17 protein-coding genes and 1 tRNA gene are annotated in these 21724 nt (G+C 63.9%); 11 read left to right on the forward strand and 7 right to left on the reverse strand.

What is annotated here, in order from left to right; translation table 11 throughout:
- Positions 1-382 (forward strand): phosphoenolpyruvate carboxykinase (ATP) (locus tag RMP10_RS18575; RefSeq protein ID WP_310571609.1); only part of this gene is annotated, 382 nt, incomplete at its 5' end.
- A gap of 741 nt (positions 383-1123) precedes the next feature.
- Here RMP10_RS18575 and RMP10_RS18580 read toward each other — a convergent pair.
- Complete coding sequence (locus tag RMP10_RS18580; RefSeq protein WP_310571610.1) at positions 1124-1870, reverse strand: hypothetical protein; 747 nt, start codon at positions 1868-1870, stop codon at positions 1124-1126.
- Positions 1871-2432: 562 nt separating this feature from the next.
- Between RMP10_RS18580 and RMP10_RS18585 the strand changes: the two genes are divergently transcribed.
- From RMP10_RS18585 to RMP10_RS18595, 3 genes are all read left to right on the forward strand, one after another.
- Positions 2433-2783, forward strand: coding sequence for a hypothetical protein (locus RMP10_RS18585; RefSeq protein WP_310571611.1), 351 nt, complete (start codon positions 2433-2435; stop codon positions 2781-2783).
- A 193-nt stretch (positions 2784-2976) separates the two neighbouring features.
- Positions 2977-3216, forward strand: coding sequence for a hypothetical protein (locus RMP10_RS18590; protein ID WP_310571612.1), 240 nt, complete (start codon positions 2977-2979; stop codon positions 3214-3216).
- A 15-nt stretch (positions 3217-3231) separates the two neighbouring features.
- The gene (locus tag RMP10_RS18595; RefSeq protein WP_310571613.1) at positions 3232-3828 is read left to right on the forward strand and encodes a hypothetical protein; all 597 of its coding nucleotides are present in this window, start codon (positions 3232-3234) and stop codon (positions 3826-3828) included.
- 755 nt (positions 3829-4583) lie between these two features.
- On the opposite strand, the gene RMP10_RS18600 is transcribed toward RMP10_RS18595, so the two are convergent.
- Both RMP10_RS18600 and RMP10_RS18605 read right to left on the reverse strand, forming a co-directional pair.
- Entirely contained in the window at positions 4584-6215 is a 1632-nt protein-coding gene (locus RMP10_RS18600; protein WP_310571614.1) for a hypothetical protein, read from the reverse strand.
- A 53-nt stretch (positions 6216-6268) separates the two neighbouring features.
- On the reverse strand, positions 6269-10048 hold the full coding sequence (locus RMP10_RS18605; RefSeq protein ID WP_310571615.1) for a TonB-dependent receptor: 3780 nt from the start codon (positions 10046-10048) through the stop codon (positions 6269-6271).
- 304 nt (positions 10049-10352) lie between these two features.
- Here RMP10_RS18605 and RMP10_RS18610 point away from each other — a divergent pair, with 304 nt between their 5' ends.
- On the forward strand, positions 10353-11636 hold the full coding sequence (locus RMP10_RS18610) for an HD domain-containing protein (RefSeq protein ID WP_310571616.1): 1284 nt from the start codon (positions 10353-10355) through the stop codon (positions 11634-11636).
- A gap of 8 nt (positions 11637-11644) precedes the next feature.
- On the opposite strand, the gene RMP10_RS18615 is transcribed toward RMP10_RS18610, so the two are convergent.
- From RMP10_RS18615 to RMP10_RS18630, 4 genes are read right to left on the reverse strand one after another with little or no spacing between them, the layout of a single operon-like run.
- Positions 11645-12322 (reverse strand): thioredoxin family protein, encoded by a 678-nt coding sequence (locus RMP10_RS18615; protein WP_310571617.1) that lies wholly within the window; start codon positions 12320-12322, stop codon positions 11645-11647.
- Positions 12322-12525 (reverse strand): hypothetical protein, encoded by a 204-nt coding sequence (locus tag RMP10_RS18620; protein ID WP_310571618.1) that lies wholly within the window; start codon positions 12523-12525, stop codon positions 12322-12324. Before RMP10_RS18620 ends, RMP10_RS18615 begins: the two co-directional genes overlap by 1 nt.
- Positions 12518-13309: a Stp1/IreP family PP2C-type Ser/Thr phosphatase gene (locus RMP10_RS18625; RefSeq protein WP_310571619.1), complete on the reverse strand. Its 792-nt coding sequence runs from the start codon at positions 13307-13309 to the stop codon at positions 12518-12520. The genes RMP10_RS18620 and RMP10_RS18625 overlap by 8 nt, the downstream gene beginning before the upstream one ends.
- Positions 13310-13368: 59 nt before the next feature.
- Complete coding sequence (locus RMP10_RS18630) at positions 13369-15378, reverse strand: ABC transporter ATP-binding protein (RefSeq protein WP_310571620.1); 2010 nt, start codon at positions 15376-15378, stop codon at positions 13369-13371.
- A 42-nt stretch (positions 15379-15420) separates the two neighbouring features.
- On the opposite strand from RMP10_RS18630, the gene uvrA reads away from it, so the two are divergent.
- From uvrA to RMP10_RS18660, 6 genes are all read left to right on the forward strand, one after another.
- Positions 15421-18258: an excinuclease ABC subunit UvrA gene (gene uvrA, locus RMP10_RS18635; protein ID WP_310571621.1), complete on the forward strand. Its 2838-nt coding sequence runs from the start codon at positions 15421-15423 to the stop codon at positions 18256-18258.
- Between the two features lie 84 nt (positions 18259-18342).
- Positions 18343-18416: transfer RNA gene (locus tag RMP10_RS18640), tRNA-Asn, on the forward strand.
- Between the two features lie 261 nt (positions 18417-18677).
- Positions 18678-19166: a GspH/FimT family pseudopilin gene (locus tag RMP10_RS18645; protein ID WP_310571622.1), complete on the forward strand. Its 489-nt coding sequence runs from the start codon at positions 18678-18680 to the stop codon at positions 19164-19166.
- Positions 19163-19543, forward strand: a complete 381-nt coding sequence (locus tag RMP10_RS18650; protein WP_309669073.1) for a hypothetical protein — start codon at positions 19163-19165, stop codon at positions 19541-19543. The genes RMP10_RS18645 and RMP10_RS18650 overlap by 4 nt, the downstream gene beginning before the upstream one ends.
- Positions 19531-20448, forward strand: a complete 918-nt coding sequence (locus RMP10_RS18655; protein ID WP_310571623.1) for a prepilin-type N-terminal cleavage/methylation domain-containing protein — start codon at positions 19531-19533, stop codon at positions 20446-20448. The genes RMP10_RS18650 and RMP10_RS18655 overlap by 13 nt, the downstream gene beginning before the upstream one ends.
- Positions 20445-21632 carry a hypothetical protein gene (locus RMP10_RS18660; RefSeq protein ID WP_310571624.1) on the forward strand — a complete coding sequence of 396 codons (1188 nt, stop codon included), beginning with the start codon at positions 20445-20447 and terminating at the stop codon, positions 21630-21632. The genes RMP10_RS18655 and RMP10_RS18660 overlap by 4 nt, the downstream gene beginning before the upstream one ends.
- Positions 21633-21724 lie beyond the last annotated feature (92 nt).

A 21724-nucleotide genomic window follows, 5' to 3' on the forward strand; every position in this document is an offset into this window, starting at 1 on the left:
TCCCACGAAGTACGCCGAGATGCTGGGCGAACTGCTGCGCACACATGGCTCGCAGGTGTGGCTGGTGAACACCGGCTGGAGCGGCGGCGCGTACGGCGTGGGCTCGCGCATGAAGCTCGGCTACACACGCACGATGGTGCGGGCTGCGCTCGACGGCTCGCTGGCCAGCGCGAGCTTTGCCGCCGATCCGATCTTCGGTTTGAACCTGCCGAACGCGATCGATGGCGTGCCAAGCGACGTACTTGATCCGCGTCGCACCTGGTCCGATGGTGCCGCGTATGACGCGCAGGCGAGTAAGCTTGCGGGCATGTTCCGTGAGAACATCACGAAGTTCGGCGCGGCCGTGTCGCCAGCGATTTTGGGCGCGGGTCCGAAGGGCTGAGGTTATTCTCAGTTTGCTTGTGATTTGAATTAAACCGCCCCGGAGCATTCAGCTCCGGGGCGGTTTTCTCGTAGATCGAGGACAACTGCTTTACCGCGAATTGGCGCGAATGACCGCGGATGATTCTCGATCAATCACGTGAGCGATCTTGGCTATCGCGACCTCGAGCGTCGGATGCCCCTGTCGACTCGGGAGGAGGGCACGGCAACGACGCAGCTGCCGTGGGGTTTGTAAATGCCATCACGAGAAGCGTGAATGGCGGCGACTGTCCACTGAAGTTCGTTATGTACACCACCAGCGAATCACCGACCCAGAGTGTCGCAGTCGCTGTTCCCGTGGGCGTCTCAAATACCGCACACGATCGAGACTTGAGGCCGCGGACAGAGAACTGCGTGGCGAGTGAATCGACCACGCCTTTCGCGTCGCTCGCGCCGGTGAACGCCCTTTCCCACATGACCGAGTGCGAATCCTGCGCGTTTCGTATCGTCGAAACCTTACCAGCTGCGGGCCGCGATGGATTAGTCCAGTCGCACACCAAAGTTCCAGGGCTGGCCCCGGCCGGCTTGATCGGAGCGCACGCTGGTGACACAGTACCGCTGCTCCAAGCACGCGCCAGACTGTCGAGGGTGCCGGAGAATGCCTGCGCTTGGCACGCCCCCGAAGCGACGGGCAGCAGCGCTAAGGACCAGCAAAACCGCAAGGAGAACTTGCTAGCGGCCTGCGCGCCGAAGCCGGGAACAGTCACTCTTGCTGCTCTCCGCAAGTGGTCACGACCACCGGGATGTCGATCCATGTCGCACCCCCGTCAAACGATATTTCCCATGTCTCTTTATTGCTGATGCAACCGAGCGAAAACCCGCCGCCGCCGCCAGAGTTCGGGACGTACACGCTTCCCAACGAAGGCGGCTGAACGACGATCGGCAGCTGGCAGAAGTTGCCATTGTAGTGTAGCCTCATCACTCCCAATGCGATCGACGAAGCCTTCGTTTCGGCCCAGGTCATGCCACTGCTGATGTACAGATTTCGAACATCCTGGAGTGTTATGTACGGGCGCCCCTCTCTCCAGACGAGTCGCATTGCCGGAATACCTTGAATTCCGCGAATCGACTGAAAGAGGTTGGAGCGAGTCGACGCGTATGACGCCCTATGAGCTCCGATGGCAGCCGCGATAGACGGACAGTCCGGACTCCATTCACCAGAGAGCAATGCGGCGGCAACCGGGTCCAGTTTTGTTTCAATCCGGCTTCCGCGGCGACGAATCAGCGGAGATGGAATACTATCTTCTTCGGAGATCGCGGTACGCTCGGCGTAACCGCCGGAATTTTCCCAAGGATCCAACACGCTGGTTGCATCGGCATTCAAATCGCCCTCGCGAACATCTCTGACGCCCGCGACAATCTCACTAAACAATTGGGGGTCATACTGCAGCCAAACGCGATTTGCACCACCTGCGTCCGAAATACTGAGCTCTCCGGTCACTGGGTTCACGTGCAGCTCAGTAACTCCATCCGAGACACCGTCCGCGATCGTGACGGTTCGACGTGCCCTAAGTCCAGAGTCGATCTCTGACGAAGGCATTCCAGTGGGACTGCGCTCGGCACATGCTACCAAGCTAGCGAGCAACAAACTCGCCGCGGACTTTCGGACATCGATTAATCAACGCATTGGCAACTACTCCTCTAGAAAGTGAAGTCGGGACGCATTGTCGTCACCGAGCTGAACTGTGCTACGCCGCAATTTGGGAACGGCATCGCACTCAATCTGCGCAGACCAGTCAGGCGTCAGCGCGCACGTAGTTTTTACATCGAATAGCAAGAATTGTCAACAATCGGTTTGCGTAGTTCCATAGCAAACGGCGCCGGCGTTGTAACGAAGCTGTAGGAAATGGCCAGCGGCATGCCAATTCGGCAACGAAACGTTTCGGCATGCGGCGAGTTTGTCTTGCATCGAATGCGGTGTTGTTCCGTCTCGCTGTCGAGCAACCACCATCGCCTGCTTTACATCCCTTCGAGACGAATCTGCGGTTCTGAGCGTCGACCTCGCGCGCAAGTTGCTGCCTGGGACGTTCGAGCACGCGCCGAACCACCTGCTTGATCGCGAAGTGCATCTGGCGAGCTTCTACGCGCGCTTCAATAACGATGCGACCTGCGCGCCGGGGTACCCGCCGGTCATGCGGCGCAAGGTAGTGCACTCTGAAGGCATCGTGCGCGGCTGGGCAATTGAACGGGTGAGCCACGAGCAAGTGAGGTTCATTGCGTCGTGCGCCATGACCGCGCCCCATTTCACCACCATCACCCACTTCGTGAGCTCGCCGCGCGACGACATCGCGCATGTGTTCCGGGCCGTGCTGGCGGTCTTCGACGGCCATGGCCTGATCCCGCCGCGAGATGTTTGCGATTGATGGCGCGCAGCTGCCGGTGAATGCGTCGAAGCATCGGAACGGGACTCGCACCGAGTTTACGCAGCGGGCCGAAGAACTGGAGGCGGCCCGACTTCAAAGGCCAGTTTCGGACGCGTGACGGCATCCACTGCTATCCGCTCAGCATCGCGGATCACCCTAGTCGTTCGTGCTGTGCTGCCAAATCTCTCCCGACGTGAAAGCCGACGATGTCCACCGTCAGCTGCGGCTGCTGTTGCGGCGGCACGCGCTGCCCGACGCGATCCGCAGTGATAGCGGCGCGCCGTTCGCCTCGAATGGCACTCATGGCTTGAATCGCTTCAACGCCCGGTGGTTGCAACTCGATATCGTGCATCAACGGATTGCGCCCGCGAGCCCATTAGAGAATGGGGCGCGCGAACGGCTGAATCGCGTGCTGAAGGCGCGAGTCGCGTAACCTGCCACGGCAAACGTGAACTTGCAGATGCGCGTGTTCAACGCATTCGTGCCGCCGTACAACGAGGTCCGGCCCCATGAGGCCCCGAATGACGAGACGCCGGCCTCGCGCCGGCATCCTTCCACGCGTCCATTCCCCACGCGCATCACCCCACCCACCTACCCCTGGCACGTCGAGGGGCGACACATCAGCAGCGCTGGCACCATTCGTCTGCACAATGGCCAGCATTTTCTCAGTCGCGCACTCAAGAATGAAATGATCGGATTGGAAGAGACCGATGATGGCATCTGGAACGTGCTCTACTACCAAACCCTGCTCGGTCGATTCGACGAGCGCGCACGCACGATCACCGGCGCGCCGTCACTCAAGAAGAACTGTTTACCATATCCCCGGACAAAGTGTCACCTATCTTCCCGGCCGTTCAGCTTCGGGCGATCCGATGACATTAGCGTTGGTAGTATCCACACCGCCGCTACTATTAGCACCAGCGTCAGCACGAACATCATTCCGAAACTTGACGCGACTATGAAGAGTACCAAGCGAAGAGCGCCGCCGAGAATCCCGATGATGGCTCCCCTCCGGAGTCCTTCACCAATCAGGAGCCCGGCATAACAGGTGAGTATGTCCGGGATAAGCCGCGCGACCACCGGACCTAGAAAAACTGGCGAGATCGCGGCAGCCGTGAGCAGGCCGACCCCAGCGTAAACCACGCCAATGGCGCCAACGACCAGATGCGCGATACCAATGGCGGAGCTAATCCTTTCAGTGTCGGAGTTGGCAGCAGCATCGTGTCGCGCGCTGAAGCCAAGCCGCTTCGGTCGAGAGCTTCGAGACTGATCTGGAAGATTGGACATTGCGCCTCTGTTGATTTGATCGGCATAACCAGCATGTACGATAAGTCCCGAAGTCAGCCCAGCGCCACCGGCTGCTGGACCCTCGCCTGGGCTTGCCGTTTCCCCGGGTACAGCATGTCGGGGCGCGCGCCCACAGCGCCAGTGCGACGGCGCGCACGGTCCGATCCCCCACGGCCGCGACAGGCACGGCCTCGCGCTTATGCTCAGGCGAGAGCACTCGAGGTGTTTCTGGGACCGCAGGCGCTTTAACCGGCTTCCCTCTTCGTGCGGCCCTCATTGCTCACCTGAACCCTGAATTTGCCGACAGGCTTATCAAGGTGTCCACATTACTCTGGGAGGCTCAATGTCGGCTTGCGGACAGTCCGCGCGCGTCGTCGCGCTGCATTCATCCGCGGTCATTCGTGCCAATACGCGGTGATGCGATTGCTGTTCTTGCTTCGCGATCTCCAACAAGAACAAAACCGCCCCGGAGCATGCAGCTCCGGGGCGGCTCTTCGAATCAGAGGCGGTGCATCACTCCTTCCGCATCACCTTCTCGACGAAGAGCTGACGGCCATCGCGGGCGCCGAGGAAGATGGCGCCGTTGGGGCCGAAGCCGAGGAGCTGACGACCGGCGGGCAGCTTCACGCGCTCGATCATCTTGCCCGCCGGGCTAATCACGTCGTACACGAGCGGCGGCTGGTTCATCATCGCCGCCATCATGCCCATCGCGGCGGCCGGCATCGTGCCGCGCGTGGTGTCACCTGGCGTCCGAGCTGCGCCGGACGCCCGAGCCGCACCGGGAGCACCCGGAGCACCACCGGCAGCTCCAGGGGGCCCACCGCGGCCGCCCATGCCCCCCATGAACTGCGTCGCGAGCTGCGCCGAGAGGTTCGACGTGGCCGGAAGCACCCACAGGTTGCCATCGAAGTCGGCCAGCGTGGTGCCGGCGCGGATGGGCGGGTAGTAGTCGGGCAGCTTCTCAGCGGCCACGGGCTCGAAGGACATGCGGAATCCACCGCCACCGCCCGCGTTGCCGGCGGCACGCTCGGTGGCCGCCTTGGCCAGCGTCTGCAGCGAATCCACCAGCTTGGTCTTGTCGTCGTCGGTGATGCGCTTCCAGTCGAACGGCAGCTTGTCCGACGCGATGTGCGAACCATCAGGACGGTAGTAGTCCACATGGAAGTCGAGCACGCGCATCACGGCCACCGTGCCGTCGTTCAGCAGCGCCCAATCATCGGCCTGCGGCAGCGGATTGATCTTGATCGCGATCTTGGTGCTGCCGTCTTCGCCACGCGTCATCTGCGTTTCGTTCTTGGGCACCTTCACGAACGCCACCGTGTCCGCCTTTCGCGTGTCGAAGTTGACGCGAACGATAGGCACCGAGTCCGGCTGGCTCTGCGGGTTGAAGCCGCGACCGCCGGGGCCACCGAACGGCTGGCCGCCGCCCTGCCCGCCGCCACGGAACGCGGGATCGTCGCCGGCCGTGGGACGCGCGGGCTGTGCGCCGCCACGACCCTGCGGCTGGGTGTTGCCGCCCTGCCCCCCTTGCCCGCCCTGGCCGCCGCGACCACCACCGCCACGATCGTTGCCGCTGCCGAACATCATCGCCATGCCACCGCCGCCAGGACCGCCGCCGGCATTACCCTGGCGATAGTACAAGCGCCCCTGCTGATCGAAGGCGTGCGATCCGAGGTTCATGTTGGACAGCGTGTTCACATCGTTCGTACGCGGTGACGCCATCACGCGTACCGTCTTGCCGTCCTTGTTCAGCACCACCATCGACAGCGTGGCCGGGTCGACCACGATCGACGAGTCACCGAGGTACGGAATCAATCCGATCGGGCGCTGACCATACGGCATGAGCGCGCCCGCCGCGGTATCGGCCACGACCACCACGTTCTGCAACGTGGGGTCGAAGCGCAGCAGCTGACGACGCTGCACGTCGTTGATGAAGATCGAACCGTCGGGCAGCGCGCGCAGCATGTTCGCGCCGTTAATCGGACGCGTGGCCTTGGCCAACGGTGCCGTCACTTCCCGCACCGGCACCGTGGAGGTAGACGGCGTTTCCGGCGAGACCTGCGCCGACGCGGTCGATGCGGTGGCGGCCAGAATCGACACGCCAACCATCGCCCACGTCGCGGACTTCGTACGCGACACGCTCATGCGAGTACCACTCTGTAGTCGAGAGAAATTTCGATTCGTCAGGTCCGACATGATCAGTTGCCTCCTCGGCCACCGCCGCCACCGCCACCGCCACGACCCATGCCTCCCATGCCGCCACCGAACTGATTCCCTCCCGCCGTTCCCGACCGCAATCCCTGCAGGGTGCGCTTGTCGAGGAAGCCGACCAGAGACGCGGGGAGTATCCGGATCTGCGCCGGCGTCAACAGGCTCTTGATGCCCGGGGCGAACTTGATGAGCATGTCGACCGTCTGTTCACGAGCGTCCTTGTAGCGGCCGTACGCGTCGTCGTGACTGTACTTGTCGGGCAGCTCGGAGAGGAACTTGGTGACCGGATTCCAGATGCTGTCGGACCGGAGCACGAAGTAGCGGTTGAGCGTGGCGAGACTGTCGGCCTGCTTGCGCGTGAGCTTGAGCGTATCCGACTGCTGGAGCAGCTGCTGCATCGGGTTGATGATGCCGGACGTCGCCGTACCGCGCAGCTGCTGTAACGACGGCTTGTTGCCGGCGCGCGAACGACCACGATCGAGCTGCTGCAACAGCTGCTGCTGTTCGCGTGTCGGGCCAACGTCGATGCTCATCGTCATGGTGATCGACATCGGGGTGGAGCGGAGCGTGGTCTGCGCCGGACGTGTGGAGCCGAAGCGCTCGTTTACTTCATACTTGAAGGTGTTGTTCGTGGCATCGAAGCCGCGCACGAACAGCAGCTGGCCGCTCGGGCTCGGATTGGCGCCCCACCCCTTCAGTCCCGCTTCGCCGTTGATCAGGCGATCGAGACCATTGAGCGGATTGGCGATTTGCAGATTCAGGTTCGCGCGCTGCGGCAATCCGATCTTGAGCGAGTTGAACGAGATGTTCAGGTTGCCCTGCATCGTCCACGGGCTCGTGCAGGAGTTGCGGGAAGCGAACTGGCCGAGCTGTCCGCGCAGACAGGAGACCGCTTCACGCGTGCCGGTCGCCAGCAGGTTCTCGAGACCAGCCTTGAGCGCCGGATCGGTGACCGTGGCCGGATCGTAGATGAACGCGCGGTCGTTGCCGTAGCTGTCGCCGTTCACGTCCTGATTGATCGTGGGCGTGTAGTTGATGCCCGAGCGGAAGTTGCCGTTCCACGAGATGCGCACCGCATCCCACGCGTTGTAGCTGAATGAGTACTGGATCTGATGCCGCGAGAAAAACGCGCTCTTCGACCATTCCGTACCAGTCGGTGAGCCGACCGTGCTATTGAAGCCCAGGTACTGCTCACGCACGTCGGCCAGCACGTACGCCAAGCTCCAGTTGTAGTGCGAGTTGAACACCGCAGGGCGCAAGCTCATGTTGATCTGCTTGCTTTCCGACTCGAGCGTCGACGTCTGCCCGGTCACGCGGCCGAACGCGTCGGCGACGCGCGATTGACGCCACGCCACCTGACCGGTCGTCGGTACGATCGCGGCGGGGGTGACAAAGACGGGTCGGCCGAGTTCGTTCGCCAGCGTAAACTGCTGAATGCCCGGGAAGTTGAGATCCACACCGCCTTGCTGGCGCTGATTACGCGAATAGGTACCGTCCACCGAGAACATGAAGCGATTCTTGAGGACGGCGCCGGCCCACTGCAGGTTTCCGCGAATGGAACGCTGGGCCTGATAGTCGGGGACGAACAGTGTGATGTTCGGCGAGCTGTTGGCGAAGACCGTCCCGCTGGTGCCGTCGGCGCAGGTACGTGGGATGTTCGCCTCGTCTACCGCATACGCCGACCAATTCGGTCGCGGCGTCGCCGAACCAAAACAGGTGAGCTGCTGTAGCGCTGAGGGAAGCCCCGTATTGTCGATCGCGTTCGAGATGAGCTGAACGCCGGGGGTGTTCTGAAAGACGCCGACGCCGCCACGGATGACCGCGCGCGGCGCGCGGATCATGCCCGGAAGCAGTGCCATTTGATCGGCCTGTCCCACCGTCCACGAGAATCCGACGCGCGGACTTACGTAAAGGCGATTCGGCGTCTCGGCGTTGTCCAAGCCGAACGCCGACAGCACGGCGGGATTCGTCTGCGGTCCCTTCGAGAAATGATTGCCGTCCACGCGGACGCCGTACTGCACCTGCACATCGTTCGTGGGGCGCCAGGCATCGCCCAGCGACATGGCGCCCACGAGCTGGCTGCCGGTGCGCGTGCGCGGTGACAACGTCCGGGTAAATGAGGCCGGCGTGTTCGACTGCAGGTCGGTCAACGAGTTGTAGCTGAACGACCCGTATTGATTGAACGCGACGTTCTGCGAGAAGTCGTCGCGGCGCAGCTCACTGGTGAGCTTCACGCGATGACGGTTGTCGTTGGAGAACCACGACAGCGTGTTGTTGGCCGCCAACGACGCGTTGGTCGACGCCGTGTTCAGACTCGGCGAACCACCGAACAGCAAGCTACTGACCGCCGCCGACCCATCGACCAGCTGCGAGTTCACGCGAACCGTACCAGCCGGAAGAATCGCGAACGGATCAGATGCGTTGCGGCTCATGCTGTAGCCGATCGTGCTTTCGGTGAAGATGCCCTGGAAGCCGAGCAGGCCGCTGTGACGCGCCTGCAGGGCGCCGCCGTAGCTGTCGCGCGTGCCGTCACGCGTGGGCGTGAACAGACTCGCCGCGCCGCCACCGAACCCACCGAAGCCGCCACCACCGCCGCCCACCGGCGCCGTGCCCGAGTAGTTGCCCGATAGCGTGATCGCGAAGGTGTTGCCACGATTGGAATTGGCCTGCACGTAGTCGAAGCTGTTGAGGACCGTGGCGCGATTCACGATACGCTGCGGCGAGTACCCGCCCACGGTGATCGGCACGTTGCTGGACCCGAGAATGCTGAGCAAACGCGCGACGGAGTCAGCAGCCACGCCGGCCGTCTCGAAGCCCAGCGAGCTTTCGCTCAGGAGCGTTTGCAGGTCCTGCAAGCGACGATCGTACTGGAACGACGAGTTGAAGAAGGCGCGATCGGCCTTGATCGGTCCCGACGCCGAGCCCCCCAACGACATGTTCGTGTACTGCTGGCCAGTGGCGAGCCCGGTCTGGTCGAGCCACTGCATCTGCGGCGTAATCAGGTTGCCGCTGAGGGTGCGCCGGATGAAGTTCGAGCCGGAGCGCGTACGCACCTGCAACTGTCCACCGGAAAATCCCCCGCGCGACACGTCGTACGACGACGTGGCGAGTGAGGTGGAGACGCTGGCATCGCGCGGCAGAGCGGCATCGCCGAAGTTGAGGCCGTTGAGCTGCGTATTGTTTTGGTCGCCGCCCAGTCCGAATACCGAGAAGGCATCGGCGGCGCCGTCGGCGCCAAGCAGCAACTGTACGCCCGGAATCGCCGACGCCATCGCGGCCAAATCGCCTAACTGATCGGCGTTGAGGAAGCCGGCCGTCGCATCATCGACCGTCTTCTCGGTGCCCGACACATCGGAGACAGTATCGGTGCGCGAGGCCGCCGCCCGTTCCGTGACCTGCACGGCGTCGAGCGTGATCGTCGCCGGCGCCATGCGTGCATCGGCAATCAGGATTTCCTGATCCGCCGTGCGCTTCACCTGATAGCGACGGGGGCCGAGGCCGACGGCCGAGAACGTCACCCAGTAATCGCCTTCCCCGCCGGGGAAGGAGATCGTGTAGCGACCATTCTTGTCGGTGCGTGAAGAGCGGCTGACGTTGCCACTCAGTGTCGTCGCCGTGACGAGCACATTGGGGATCGCCTGCGCGTCGGTGCCGAGCACGCGGCCACGGATGATATCGACTGCCTGCGCGGCCAATTGCAGACTGCACACGAAGAGCAATCCGATGGCGCCGAGGAGCCGTCTGAGAAAGAAGGAGGTATGGGTCACGTCAATGTAGACGGGGAAACTGCACCCGCGTTAAGAGCGGATTTCGAACGTCTTTTCAGAGGGAAATTCGACGTCGGACTGCTTGAGCCAATTACACGGGGCTCGGTGATTTCGTTGACGAATTCGGCGAGTCTTCGCATCGACGGGGAACAACGTGGCACGACCCCCAATGGTGCCGTTTCGCGTTTGGGGACACTGCAGCAGCGCTTGGTCCCCGAGGCACTCGGGGACGTCCCCGACGGGGTCGCGCACCGCCGGATTGCTGCTGATGCCCCGCTGACGGCTCCGCTTCATATCTTTCGGTATGGAGATTCTTCGCGACCCGCTCTGGAACAACATCCGACTCGATCCGCTCGCGCTGGCACTGCTGGAAACGCCGGTGGTGCAGCGCCTGCGCTACGTGCGCCAACTCGGACTCGCCTTCCTGGTTTATCCAGGTGCGACACATTCCAGATTCGAGCACGCGCTCGGTGCCTGGCACCTTGCCGGCGTGGCCCTCCGCCTGCTCGAAGAACGCGGCGCCCTCGAGGGCATCGATGCGCGCGCCCAGCAGATCGTGCGAGCGGCGGCACTACTGCACGACGTCGGGCATTATCCGTTCTCGCATGCGCTCGAAGAGATCGGTGTCACGCACCATGAGCAGGTGGCGTATCCGCTGATCACCTCGGGTCCCGTGGCCGCTGTGCTGCGCCGCACCCTCGGCGAATCGGCCCCCGACGAAGTGTTCGCCCTGATCACCGGTCGCAGCACGGATGCGCTGCAGGGACTCATCTCGGGTTCGCTCGATCTCGACAAAATCGAGTATCTGAAACGCGACGCGACGATGTGCGGCGTGCCGTATGGTGAAATCGATGTGGATCGCCTGCTCAATTCACTGGTGATCGTGCAGACACCAGAGCGTACCACGCGCATGGTCGGCGTGCACGAGAAAGGCCTCTCAGCACTCGAGTCATTGCTGTTCGCGAAATACCAGATGTACCGCAACGTGTATTGGCATCATGCGGTGCGCAGTGCGACGGCGATGTACAAACGACTGGTCGCGGTCGCACTCGACTCCGGACATGTGGCATCGGACAAGGTCGCACAATTCACGGATGAAGGGCTGCTCGTACATCTCGATGTGCCCTCGTTGCCGACCGAGGCCCGCGCTATGCTGGACGGATTGCGCTTCCGTCGTTTGCATAAGCGTGCCTACGAGTGTCCCGCCGCTACCCTGGGGGAGGAGGTGGGCGAGTGGATCGCCAGCGATTTCCATCTCACGCGGCGCGTGGAAGATGCGTTCGCGCGCGAGCTTGGACTGCCGGCCGGCGCCGTGTTGCTCGACTATCCGGCGAAGACGCAGATGCTGGGGCTCGATATCCCCATGCAGCGTCGCGACGGTCGCGTGGAACAGCTCACGGCCGCCGGGTGGGAAGGTGCGATCAACTTGCCGCGGCTCAGCGAAGAACTCTACCGCAGCGCACGGCGGCTGCGTGTGTTCACCACCGATCGTGCGCCGGTTCCCGAAGCCCGCGTGCTTGCCGCACTCCGTGAAGACGCCGAGGTGGTGCGAGCCCGACTCGATGCCGGGACCGCACTCCTCGGTTAGACTTACGGTCAGGAGCCGCGCGAGCAGCGCGGCGCTCCGGCCTTCGCCGCTTCCAGCATCTCCACCGCTTCGGTGGTAATCGCCACGCCGCGGTTGCCAGCGTAGAACGTGCGGATGCCGGCGTGCAGCGAATCGCTGCTGACGCGGCCGCGCACACCGTGCGCCCAGTCGCGGATCTCGCGCGGTAGTTCCACAATGCACCCCACGTCGTTCCCATTGCTGTCCAGCAGCACGATGGTGGGCGTCGCGGTGCGACCGTCGAGCGAGCGATGCGAATCCTGCACGGGCCGGCCGTTCACCGGCAGCACAATGCGCAAGTCGAGCCCAGGTACCAACTCCGACAGCTTCGCCAGATAGGGCACGTTGTTCATCGAGTCGCCGCAGGCGTCAATGGCGACCACCAGCAGATGCCAGGTACCACCCACCGCCTTGGCGCGGGCCACCAGCGCGTCATCTACCCGCGCACTATCGGCCATTTTGAGCCACCCTTCCCGGCGCGCCTTGGCCGCGGCAAGGAAGTCCGGAAAGCTCTGCCCACTGTTGAACAACGACAGCAAGGTGCTGTCCTGCCCGATCACGCAGCCCGGGCGACTCGCCGCGACGGCAGACGTCGGCGAACCGGCGAGGGCGACGAGGGCCGCCGACAGTGCGGCCATGACGCGGGCGCGAAGTCGCGTGTGGAGCATCAGGGGCGGTCCGGTGAGCGGTGATCTGTCGGGCGCGTCTTCGTGCGCCCGTGTGCGTCAGCCAGTTTACGCCCGATGCCGCGGTAAAAGGCGGCATCGAGCGCCTTGTCGTCAGCCTCGAGCGACAGCGCGCATCGCTCGATCGCATAGAGGAGATTGCCAAGGTAGAGCTCGGCAATCTCCCCGACCGACGCCTCAGGCATGTGAAACGGCAGCCTGCTCGCCCGTGGTGCCGGTGCTGCCGGTGCCATGGACCTGAAGCACCTGCACGACGATGGCCGTGATGTTGTCGAGTCCACCGCGACGATTCGCTTCGGTGATCATCGCATCGACCATGCGCCCTGGGGTCTGCTTGGACTCGAGAATTTTCTTGAGTTGCGGATCCTCGACCATACCGGTGAGGCCGTCTGACGCGACGAGATAGAGATCGCCGTTCTGGATCTCACCCTGGAGCACGTCGGCCTCGACGGCGGCGTTGGCGCCCACGCAACGGGTAATCACGTTGCTGTAGGGGTGGTAACGCGCTTGCTCGGGGGTGAGGAAGCCGGCGTCGACCTGCTCCTGAACATAGGAGTGGTCCTTGGTGAGCTGGCGAAGGGCGCCATCCCGCAGGAGGTAGATGCGTGAATCACCGATGTGGCCGATGATCCAACGTCCCTGCCCGATCATGATGCAGGAGGCCGTCGTGCCCATACCCTGCTTGTCGGCTTCCTGGATGGTGCGCTCGTAGATGGCCCGATTGGCGGCCTTGAGCGCTTCACCCATACGAGAGAGCGGCGGGTTGCCGGTCAGGTCGCGGACATCAGTGAGGTCGCGCGCAACGATCTGCACTGCCATCTCGCTGGCCACTTCGCCTGCGGCGTGACCGCCCATGCCATCCGCAACGATAAAGAGCCCTCGCTCCTGATCGGCGTCCGCATAAAGGCTGTCTTCGTTGCCTGCCCGAATGCGCCCGACATCTGTGCCGGCGGCGACGGATAGCTGCACGTGGATAGGAAGAGGTCTGACCGAGGATGACGAATGGGACGTGGAGCAGAGAAGCGAAGCTACCCGAGAGTTGCGTCGGTTGGCAAGCGCGTCGCCGAGCTCGCCGACAGATCCGTGTCCCCGCCGGGGGGCGATTCCTCGGGCGGACGGGCCGGCGGATCGCCCGGATGGACGCCTTCCGGCTCGCCCACCTGCAATCGAAAGAGCCGATCGTAGAGGCCCTGACCGGCCAGCAGCGCGCGATGGGTGCCCCGCTCGACGACCTCGCCGTGATGCAAGACGAGAATCTCGTCGGCCTCGACGATCGTGCTGAGGCGGTGCGCAATGGCGATCGTGGTCCGGCCGCGCATGAGCTCCGAGACGGCCCGCTGAATCTCCGCTTCGATATGGGAATCCACCGCGCTGGTGGCCTCATCGAGGATCAGCAAGGCCGGGTCGGCCGCGACGGCGCGCGCAAAGGCGAGCAACTGACGCTCGCCGACACTGACCCCGCCACCACGTTCGGCCAGCTCGTGGTGCCAACCACCGGGGAGACGCGCGATCACCCGGTCGGCCCCTACCCGGGCGGCAGACGCGGCGAGCGTCTCGTCGTCGATGTCGGCATCGAGTCGGAGATTGCCGGCCACATCGCCGGCGAAGAGGAAGATGTCCTGCTGCACATACCCGATGACCGCGCGCAGCACGTCCACCGGGAGTTCCCGGATATCGACCCCATTGACCAGAATGCGCCCGCGCTGCGGCTCGTAGAAGCGGAGCAGCAGGTTCACGATCGTGGTCTTTCCGGCGCCGGTGTGACCGACCAGCGCGATTTCCTGCCCGGGTGCCACGCGAAAACTGACGCCCTTGAGCACCCAGCGGGCGGCCGACTCCGCAGCACCGGCCGCAGTCGGGCGGAGCGCGTCGGCCGCACGCTGCGAGGCGGGCGAGTGGTCGTCCGACACCCCCTGCTCCCGGTCGTACGCAAACCAGACATCCTCGAACGCCACCGTCACGCCGGCCGATCGGAGGGCGCCCACCCGCGCGTCCCGATCGGGCGTAGACGCCCCCCCGGCCGCCACCGGCGTATCAAGCAGGCCGAAGATCCGCTCCGATGCGGCCATGGCGGCCTGCAGGATGTTGTACTTCTCAGAGAGATCCTGGAGCGGCTGGAAGAAGCGACGGACGAGCTGCAGAAAGGCCGCCACCGTGCCGACCGTGATCGCGCTGCTCCCCACCCGGAAGCCGGCCGTCACGAGCAGACTGGCCAAGGCGAAGGTGGTGAGGAATTCGATCACGGGGAAATACAGGGCGTACACCCGGATCGACTTCAGATGCGCGTCGAGATGCGACTGATTGAGGGCGTCGAAACGCCGGACCTCGTGCGCCTCCCGACCGAAGAGCTGCACGATGCGCATGCCGCCGATCCGCTCACCGATGAAGGCATTCAGGCGCGCCAGCCGCGTACGGATGTCGCGATAGGCGGTTCGCACGGAATTCTGAAACACCCGCGACGCGACCAGGACCAGCGGAATGACCACGAAGGACGCCATAGCCAGCTGCCAATCCACAGACAGCATGACGACGCCAATGGCCAGCAGAGTGAACAGGTCACCGACGCCGGCCACCACGCCCGACGTGAACAGCTCGTTGAGCGCCTCGACGTCACTGGTGACCCGCGTGACCAACCGCCCCACCGGATTCCGGTCGAAGTACGCGACTGGGAGACGTTGCAACCGTTCGAACAGCTCCCGTCGCAGATCGCGCATGACGCGCTGTCCCAGCAGCGACGTGAACATGGTCTCGCCGAACGCCGCACCGAACTGGGCCACGAGGAGCGCGGCGTACATGAACGCCACCTGCATCACCAAGCCGACGTCCTTGGCCGGCAACGCGCGATCGATCACCCAGCGGGTGAGCAGCGGTCCAACCAACTGCATTCCGGACTGGATCATGATGCAGGCCAGCGCCGCGACGACCAAGGGACGATACGGGCGCACGTATGCCAGCAAGCGCCGCACGAGGCGCGCGTCGTACGCTTTACCGAGTGCTTCGTCGTCGGCTGATGACGTGGTGGGTGCGGTCCCGGGCATGAGCTGCGGAATCTAGTTGGCCGCCCCGATAGTTTTCAGCGCATGAAGGATCGCATTCGTATCCGTGGCGCCCGCCAGCACAACCTGAAGGGCTTTGACCTCGACATTCCGCGACGGGCCATCACCGTCGTGACCGGCGTGTCGGGCTCGGGCAAGTCGTCGCTCGCGTTCGACACGATTTACGCGGAAGGTCAGCGACGCTACGTGGAGTCGCTGTCGGCGTATGCGCGACAGTTCCTGGAGCGAATGGAGAAGCCGGCCGTCGATTCCATCGAGGGGCTTTCTCCAGCCGTGGCCATCGAGCAGAAGAACCCCACACGGACGTCGCGGTCGACGGTGGGCACCGCGACCGAGATTTACGATTACCTGCGCCTGCTCTGGGCGCGCGTGGGGCACACCTTCTGCCGTGTGTGCGGCCGCGAGCTGCGTCCCGATACGGTGCAAACAGTCACCGACGCGGCCATGGCGCTCCCCGATGGGACGCGCTTTATGGTGGCGTGTCCGTTGATCCGCTCCAGCGAGGTGACCCACGCGGTGATCGCCGAGAACCTGCGGGCGCGCGGCCTGGTGCGCGTGGCGCTCGGCGAGCGCATCGTACATTTGGACGATGTGGACGCCGAAGGAATCGACCTGGCGGCCGCCGGCGACGTGCAGATCGTGATCGACCGGTTGCGGGTGGAGGCGTCGGCCCGTGGTCGCATCGCCGACGCCGTGCAGACATCGTTCAACGAAGGCGACGGTGACACGGTGTTGCTCTTCCCTGAGCCGGTGCTACCGCCGGAAGCCCTGCGGGCGAGCACGGGCAACAAGCCGGTGTCTCGCTTGGCGTTCACCGAGCGCTTTGAGTGCCCGAACGACGGCACACGCGCGCCGACGCCAACGCCTCAGCTGTTCTCGTTCAATAATCCGCGCGGCGCCTGCCCCACGTGCAACGGATTCGGCGCCACGCTCGATTACGACGAAGCGCTGATTGTGCCGAATCAGGAGCGCTCAGTGCGCGACGGCGCCATCGATCCGTGGACCGCCCCTCGTTACGAGAAGCAACGTCGGACGGTCGTGGAGTTTGCGCGAACGCTCGGCGTGTCGCCCGATGCCCCGTGGAAGACCTTGCCGGCGAAAGCGCGTGAACAACTGTTACGGTCGAAGTCGCTCGCGTACACGGGCATCTTTCCGTTTCTGGAGGCGCTCGAAGAGAAGCGCTACAAGCAGTACATCCGCATTTTCCTGCGGAAGTATCAGAGTGCGCGCGCGTGCCGCGATTGCGGTGGTAGCAAGCTGCAGCCCGACGCGATGGCGGTACGCATTCAGGATCGCACGATCGCCGATGTCACGCAGATGCCGGTGCGCGATCTGCACGCGTGGCTCGACACGTTGCTGCTGTCTCCCAGCGAGATGCAGATCGCCGAGGCCGTGCTGCGCGAGGCGCGCAGTCGTACGCGATTTTTATCGGATGTCGGGCTCACCTATCTCACCCTCGACCGCGCCACGCGCACGTTGTCGGGCGGCGAGGCCCAGCGTATCACGCTGTCGAATGCGCTGGGAGCGGCGCTGGTGGATGCGACGTATGTGCTGGATGAACCGAGTATCGGACTGCATCCGCGCGACCTCGACAAACTGCTCGCGCTCTTGATGCGGCTGCGTGATCACGGCAACACCGTGATCATGGTGGAACACGATCTCGAAGCGATGCGCATCGCCGACTACATGGTGGAGCTTGGCCCCCACGCCGGAGAGCATGGCGGCGAGGTGGTGTTCGCCGGACCGATCGCCGAGATCACGAACAGTCCGCTCACCGGGCAGTATCTCACGGGCGCGCGCACGATTCCGTTGCCCGCCAAGCGACGGGCGGTGGGGCCGCGCTGGCTCGACCTCAAGGGGGCGAGCGCGAACAACGTGAATCGCGTGGACGTGCGCTTCCCGCTCGGTGCGATGACGGTGGTGACCGGGGTATCGGGGTCGGGCAAGAGCACGCTGGTGCACGACATTCTCTTTCATGCCGTCGAAGCGCGGCTGCACGGCGAGCACTCGGCCAAGGAACATCTGGGCGAGACCGTGGGCACGTTCACGTCGTTGTCGGGTGAGGAGTTTCTCGATGACGTGGTACTGGTGGATCAGAGCCCGATCGGGAAGTCGCCGCGGTCGAACCCGGTCACGTATGTGAAAGCGTACGACGAAGTCCGGAAGCTGTTCGCCGAGATGCCGTTGTCGAAAACGCGCGGCTACGGACCGGGGCACTTCTCGTTCAACGTGGCTGGTGGGCGGTGCGAGCAGTGTGAAGGCGCGGGGGCGATCGAAGTGGAGATGGTGTTCATGGCCGACGTCTTCGTGCCGTGTGATGCCTGTGGCGGCAAGCGCTTCAAACCCGACGTGCTCGAGGTACGGGTGCGCGGCCGCAACATCGCCGACGTGCTCGAGCTCACGGTGGACGAGGCAATCAAGTTCTTCCCGCGTGAGGACAAACTGGCGCAGGCACTCTGGCACGTCCAGCAGGTCGGGCTGGGCTACCTACGTCTGGGGCAGCCGGCCACCACACTCTCGGGCGGCGAGGCGCAGCGCCTCAAGATTGCCCGGGAACTCGCCCTGACGGCCCGCGGCGGTGCCCGGAAGCTGTACGTGCTGGATGAACCGACCACCGGCCTGCATCTCGAGGATATCCGCAAACTGGCGCAGGTCTTTGAGCGGCTGCTGGATCAAGGGCACACGCTGGTGCTCATCGAACACAACCTCGATGTCATCAAGTTGGCCGACTGGATCGTGGACATGGGCCCGGACGGCGGCGACGGCGGCGGGCACCTGGTGGCGATGGGGCGGCCGGAAGAGATCGTACAGGTCGCTGCGTCGCACACGGGGCGGTGGCTCAAGACGGTGTTGCCCGCTTGACTCAGTCGGGTGTGGTGACGATACTATTGGGCTCTTGCATGGCCGTTCGCGGTTGTGTGAGACGGCGGCGACGGCCGTCGATATTCCCGGGTAGCTCAGCCAGGTAGAGCAGGTGACTGTTAATCACCCTGTCGGGGGTTCGAGTCCCTCCCCGGGAGCTGAACACGACGTTCGACACGAGAAAGGTCATCGCTCACGCGGTGGCCTTTCTTGCGTGAGGGACATCGTAAATCGTTGATTTCATGTATTTTGCTTCATATTGACCGAATAATGACGTGCAGTGTGAGGGCAAGCGCCACGACAGGAATGTTCTGTGACGCCGCATACCGTGACGTTGTCCATGTCGCATCAGATCAGGGTCCGTACGCCAACCGCGTGCGTCACCCGATGCCGCATCGCCCTTCGTCCACCGTGCCGTCATGACCTCTCGCGTTCCGCTCCGCCGTCGGCTGGGCTTCACCATGATCGAGGTACTCCTCGTCGTGGGAGTCGCCGCCATCATGTTCGCGATGGTCGTGCCTCGCATGACGACCATCAAGACCAGTACGTCGTTGCGCGCCGCCCGTCAGGAGCTCACTGCGGCCTTCGCCGCCGCGCGCGCCGCTGCCCTGCAGAAGGGCAAGACCTCGACGCTCACGATCGACGGCTCCTCGGCCCGCGTCTCGGTACAGAGCGGGCTGAATGGCAACGTGGTAAGCGTCTTCGGTCCGATCAAACTCGATACCGAGTTCGGCGTCGGGCTGACGGCGCTGTCCGGCTCCCCGGTCACGCTCAACTTCGATGCGCGCGGCATGCTGACGCCGACGCCGGCGACAAATCTCAAATACAAGCTCAGCATTTCGTCGTCGTCGGACACGCTGTGTATCAGTCCGGCCGGGATCATCATGCCCAAGGGGTGTCAGCTATGAAGCAGCCTGCAGTCTCGACGGCGCGCCGCACTCGCGATGGCGTGACGCTGGTCGAGATCCTCGTGGCCGTCCTGATGCTCACGGTGGCCGTGGGTGGACTCCTGAGCAGCTCGGCCGCGGTGGCCAATCAGATGGGTGGCGGCGTGCGGCAGACCGTTGCGGCCGGCGTTGCCCAAGCGCGTCTCGACTCGCTCACCAGCCTCTCCTGCGCGCAGCTCGCGGCCGGCGCCGCCACCGGGAACAGCACGACGCGCGGCGTGAAAGAGTCATGGACCGTGACCGACGGCCGCAACATCAAGACGATCGCCGTGAACATCCAGATCCCCCGCCGCACGAAGACTCTCGTTTACTCGATGGTGATTCCATGCCGCGATTGACCTCCATGCGCCGCCGGGGCTTCACAATGGTCGAGATGCTGGTCACGATGACCATCCTCTCGGTCGTGGGCATCATCGTGTCGCGTCTCATGATGGGACAGCAGCGCTTCTATCAGCGCACGAATGAGCAGATGGGGATGCGCCGCGAGCTGCGATCGGCGATGAACCTGGTGCCGGCCGACTTGCGGTCGATCTCGTCGTCGGGCGGCGACTTGACCACCTTCAATTCCACGTCGTTGACGTTTCGCGCGGTGCTGGGGGCATCCGCCGTATGCGCGCGTCCGTCGAACAGCGCACTCGACCTGCCGCCGCTCAACATGGCGCGCAATACCGTCACGAGCTGGTATACCACCCCGCAGGCGGGTGACACGGTGTGGGCGTTCAACGACAGCTTGTCACGTGGTGCCGAAGACGACGTGTGGGTGCCGCTGCGGATCACCGCCGTGTCACAGAGTGCAGCGCTCTGCCCCCTCTCCCCATTCATTGATGCCGTGCTCGACATCGGCAAGCCCAGATTTCGGGTGACGGTCTCGCCGAACCTGCCCGATTCGATCAAAGTCGGATCAGCGGTTCGGTTCACGCGCAGCGCACGCTTCCAACTCACCGCACAGAGCAGCGGGCGGTACTACCTCACGCGGGCCGAGTACGTAGGCGGGGCGTGGCAAGGGGCCACGGCGGTGAGTGGACCATACGAGCCGCCGAGTAGTTCGAACGGCGGGATTCGTTTCTCATATTTCGATAGTCTCGGCCTCGCCGTTACGAATCCCGCGTTGGGCCGCGACGTGGCGCGCATCGACATGATCCTGCGCGCCAAGGGCGCGAACAGCTCCGGCGGTGTGGGGAGCAGCAGCACCAGCAACACCGACTCACTCGCCTTTCGCATCGCCCTGAGGAACCGTCAATGACAAGTCCCGCAACGCCGTACGAAGCGCAGGCCACCGAGACGACGCGGACCACACGGATCCGTCGCGGCACGGCACTGCTGATTACGCTGGTGGCGGTGGTCGTGCTCGCCATTCTCTCGACCGGCGCGGTGCTCGGCGCCATGCAGGACTTCCGCGCCGGCCGCAATACGCTGGTGGAGCAGCGCGCGTTTGCGGTGGCCGAGTTCGGGTTGAATCAGGAAATCTCCAAGTGGGATCGTGCCCGCAATCTCCCCGCCCCCAAGGGCATGGCGATCGGCGCCATCGATTCCACGAACGTGTTCGTCGCACAGGGTGATACGGCTCGCGTGCGGGTGCAGCGGTTGACCGAGACGACCTTCTGGGTCGTATCCGTGGGCCGCGCCAACATCGGTAACGGGGCGCTGGAGTCACAGCGCCAGACGCATATGGTGGTGCGCATCGCCTACCCGACGATCAATCCGGGCGGTGCCATTGTGACCGCCGGCAATATCGATGTGAAGGGTTCGGCGCAGATCACCGGTACGAATACGAATCCGGTAGGCTGGACCCAATGCGCGAATATCGCCGGCCGCGACACGTTCGCGATCAGCTATGCCACCGGCAAGACGGCCACGATTCAGAAACCCAACATGGTGACCGGCGGCATCAACCAAAGTGCCGCTGCCGCCGACTCGAACACGTATGTCCGCTACGGCACGGAAAGCTGGAATACGCTCGTGGCCAATGCCGACATCACGCTGCCGGCCGGCAATCTGGGCCCTGAGCCGGTTGGAACCGCGACGACCTGCGACTTGTCGAATACGTCGAACTGGGGCGAGCCGCTGCGCAGCGGAAACGGGTACATCGCCGGCTGCACCGACTACTTCCCGATCATCTATGCCGGTGGGTCGCTTCAGCTCACGAAGGGGCGCGGACAGGGCATTCTCCTGGTCAACGGCGACATTCGCTTGGCGGGCAACTTTCAGTGGTTCGGTTTGATCATCGCCCGCGACGACATCACGAAGGGCAACGGGACCTTCGACATGTGGGGCAGCATCATGTCCCGTAACGCCAACGTGAACGACGGCAACGACATCGTTGGTAACTCGTCGTTCAACTGGTCCAAGTGTGCGGTCGAGTCCGCCCTTCGCGGATCGGCGATTCTGACCCGCACGAAGGAGCGTAGCTGGGTCCAGCTGTACTGAGCGCGCTTTCGTAGTCTGCAGGGCCCCTCGGGAGGGGGAGCGGAACGCGAAGGGCGGTCGCCGAAAGGTGGCCGCCCTTCGTGCATCTCAGC

Source organism: Gemmatimonas sp. (genome assembly GCF_031426495.1).
Taxonomy (GTDB): Bacteria; Gemmatimonadota; Gemmatimonadetes; order Gemmatimonadales; family Gemmatimonadaceae; genus Gemmatimonas.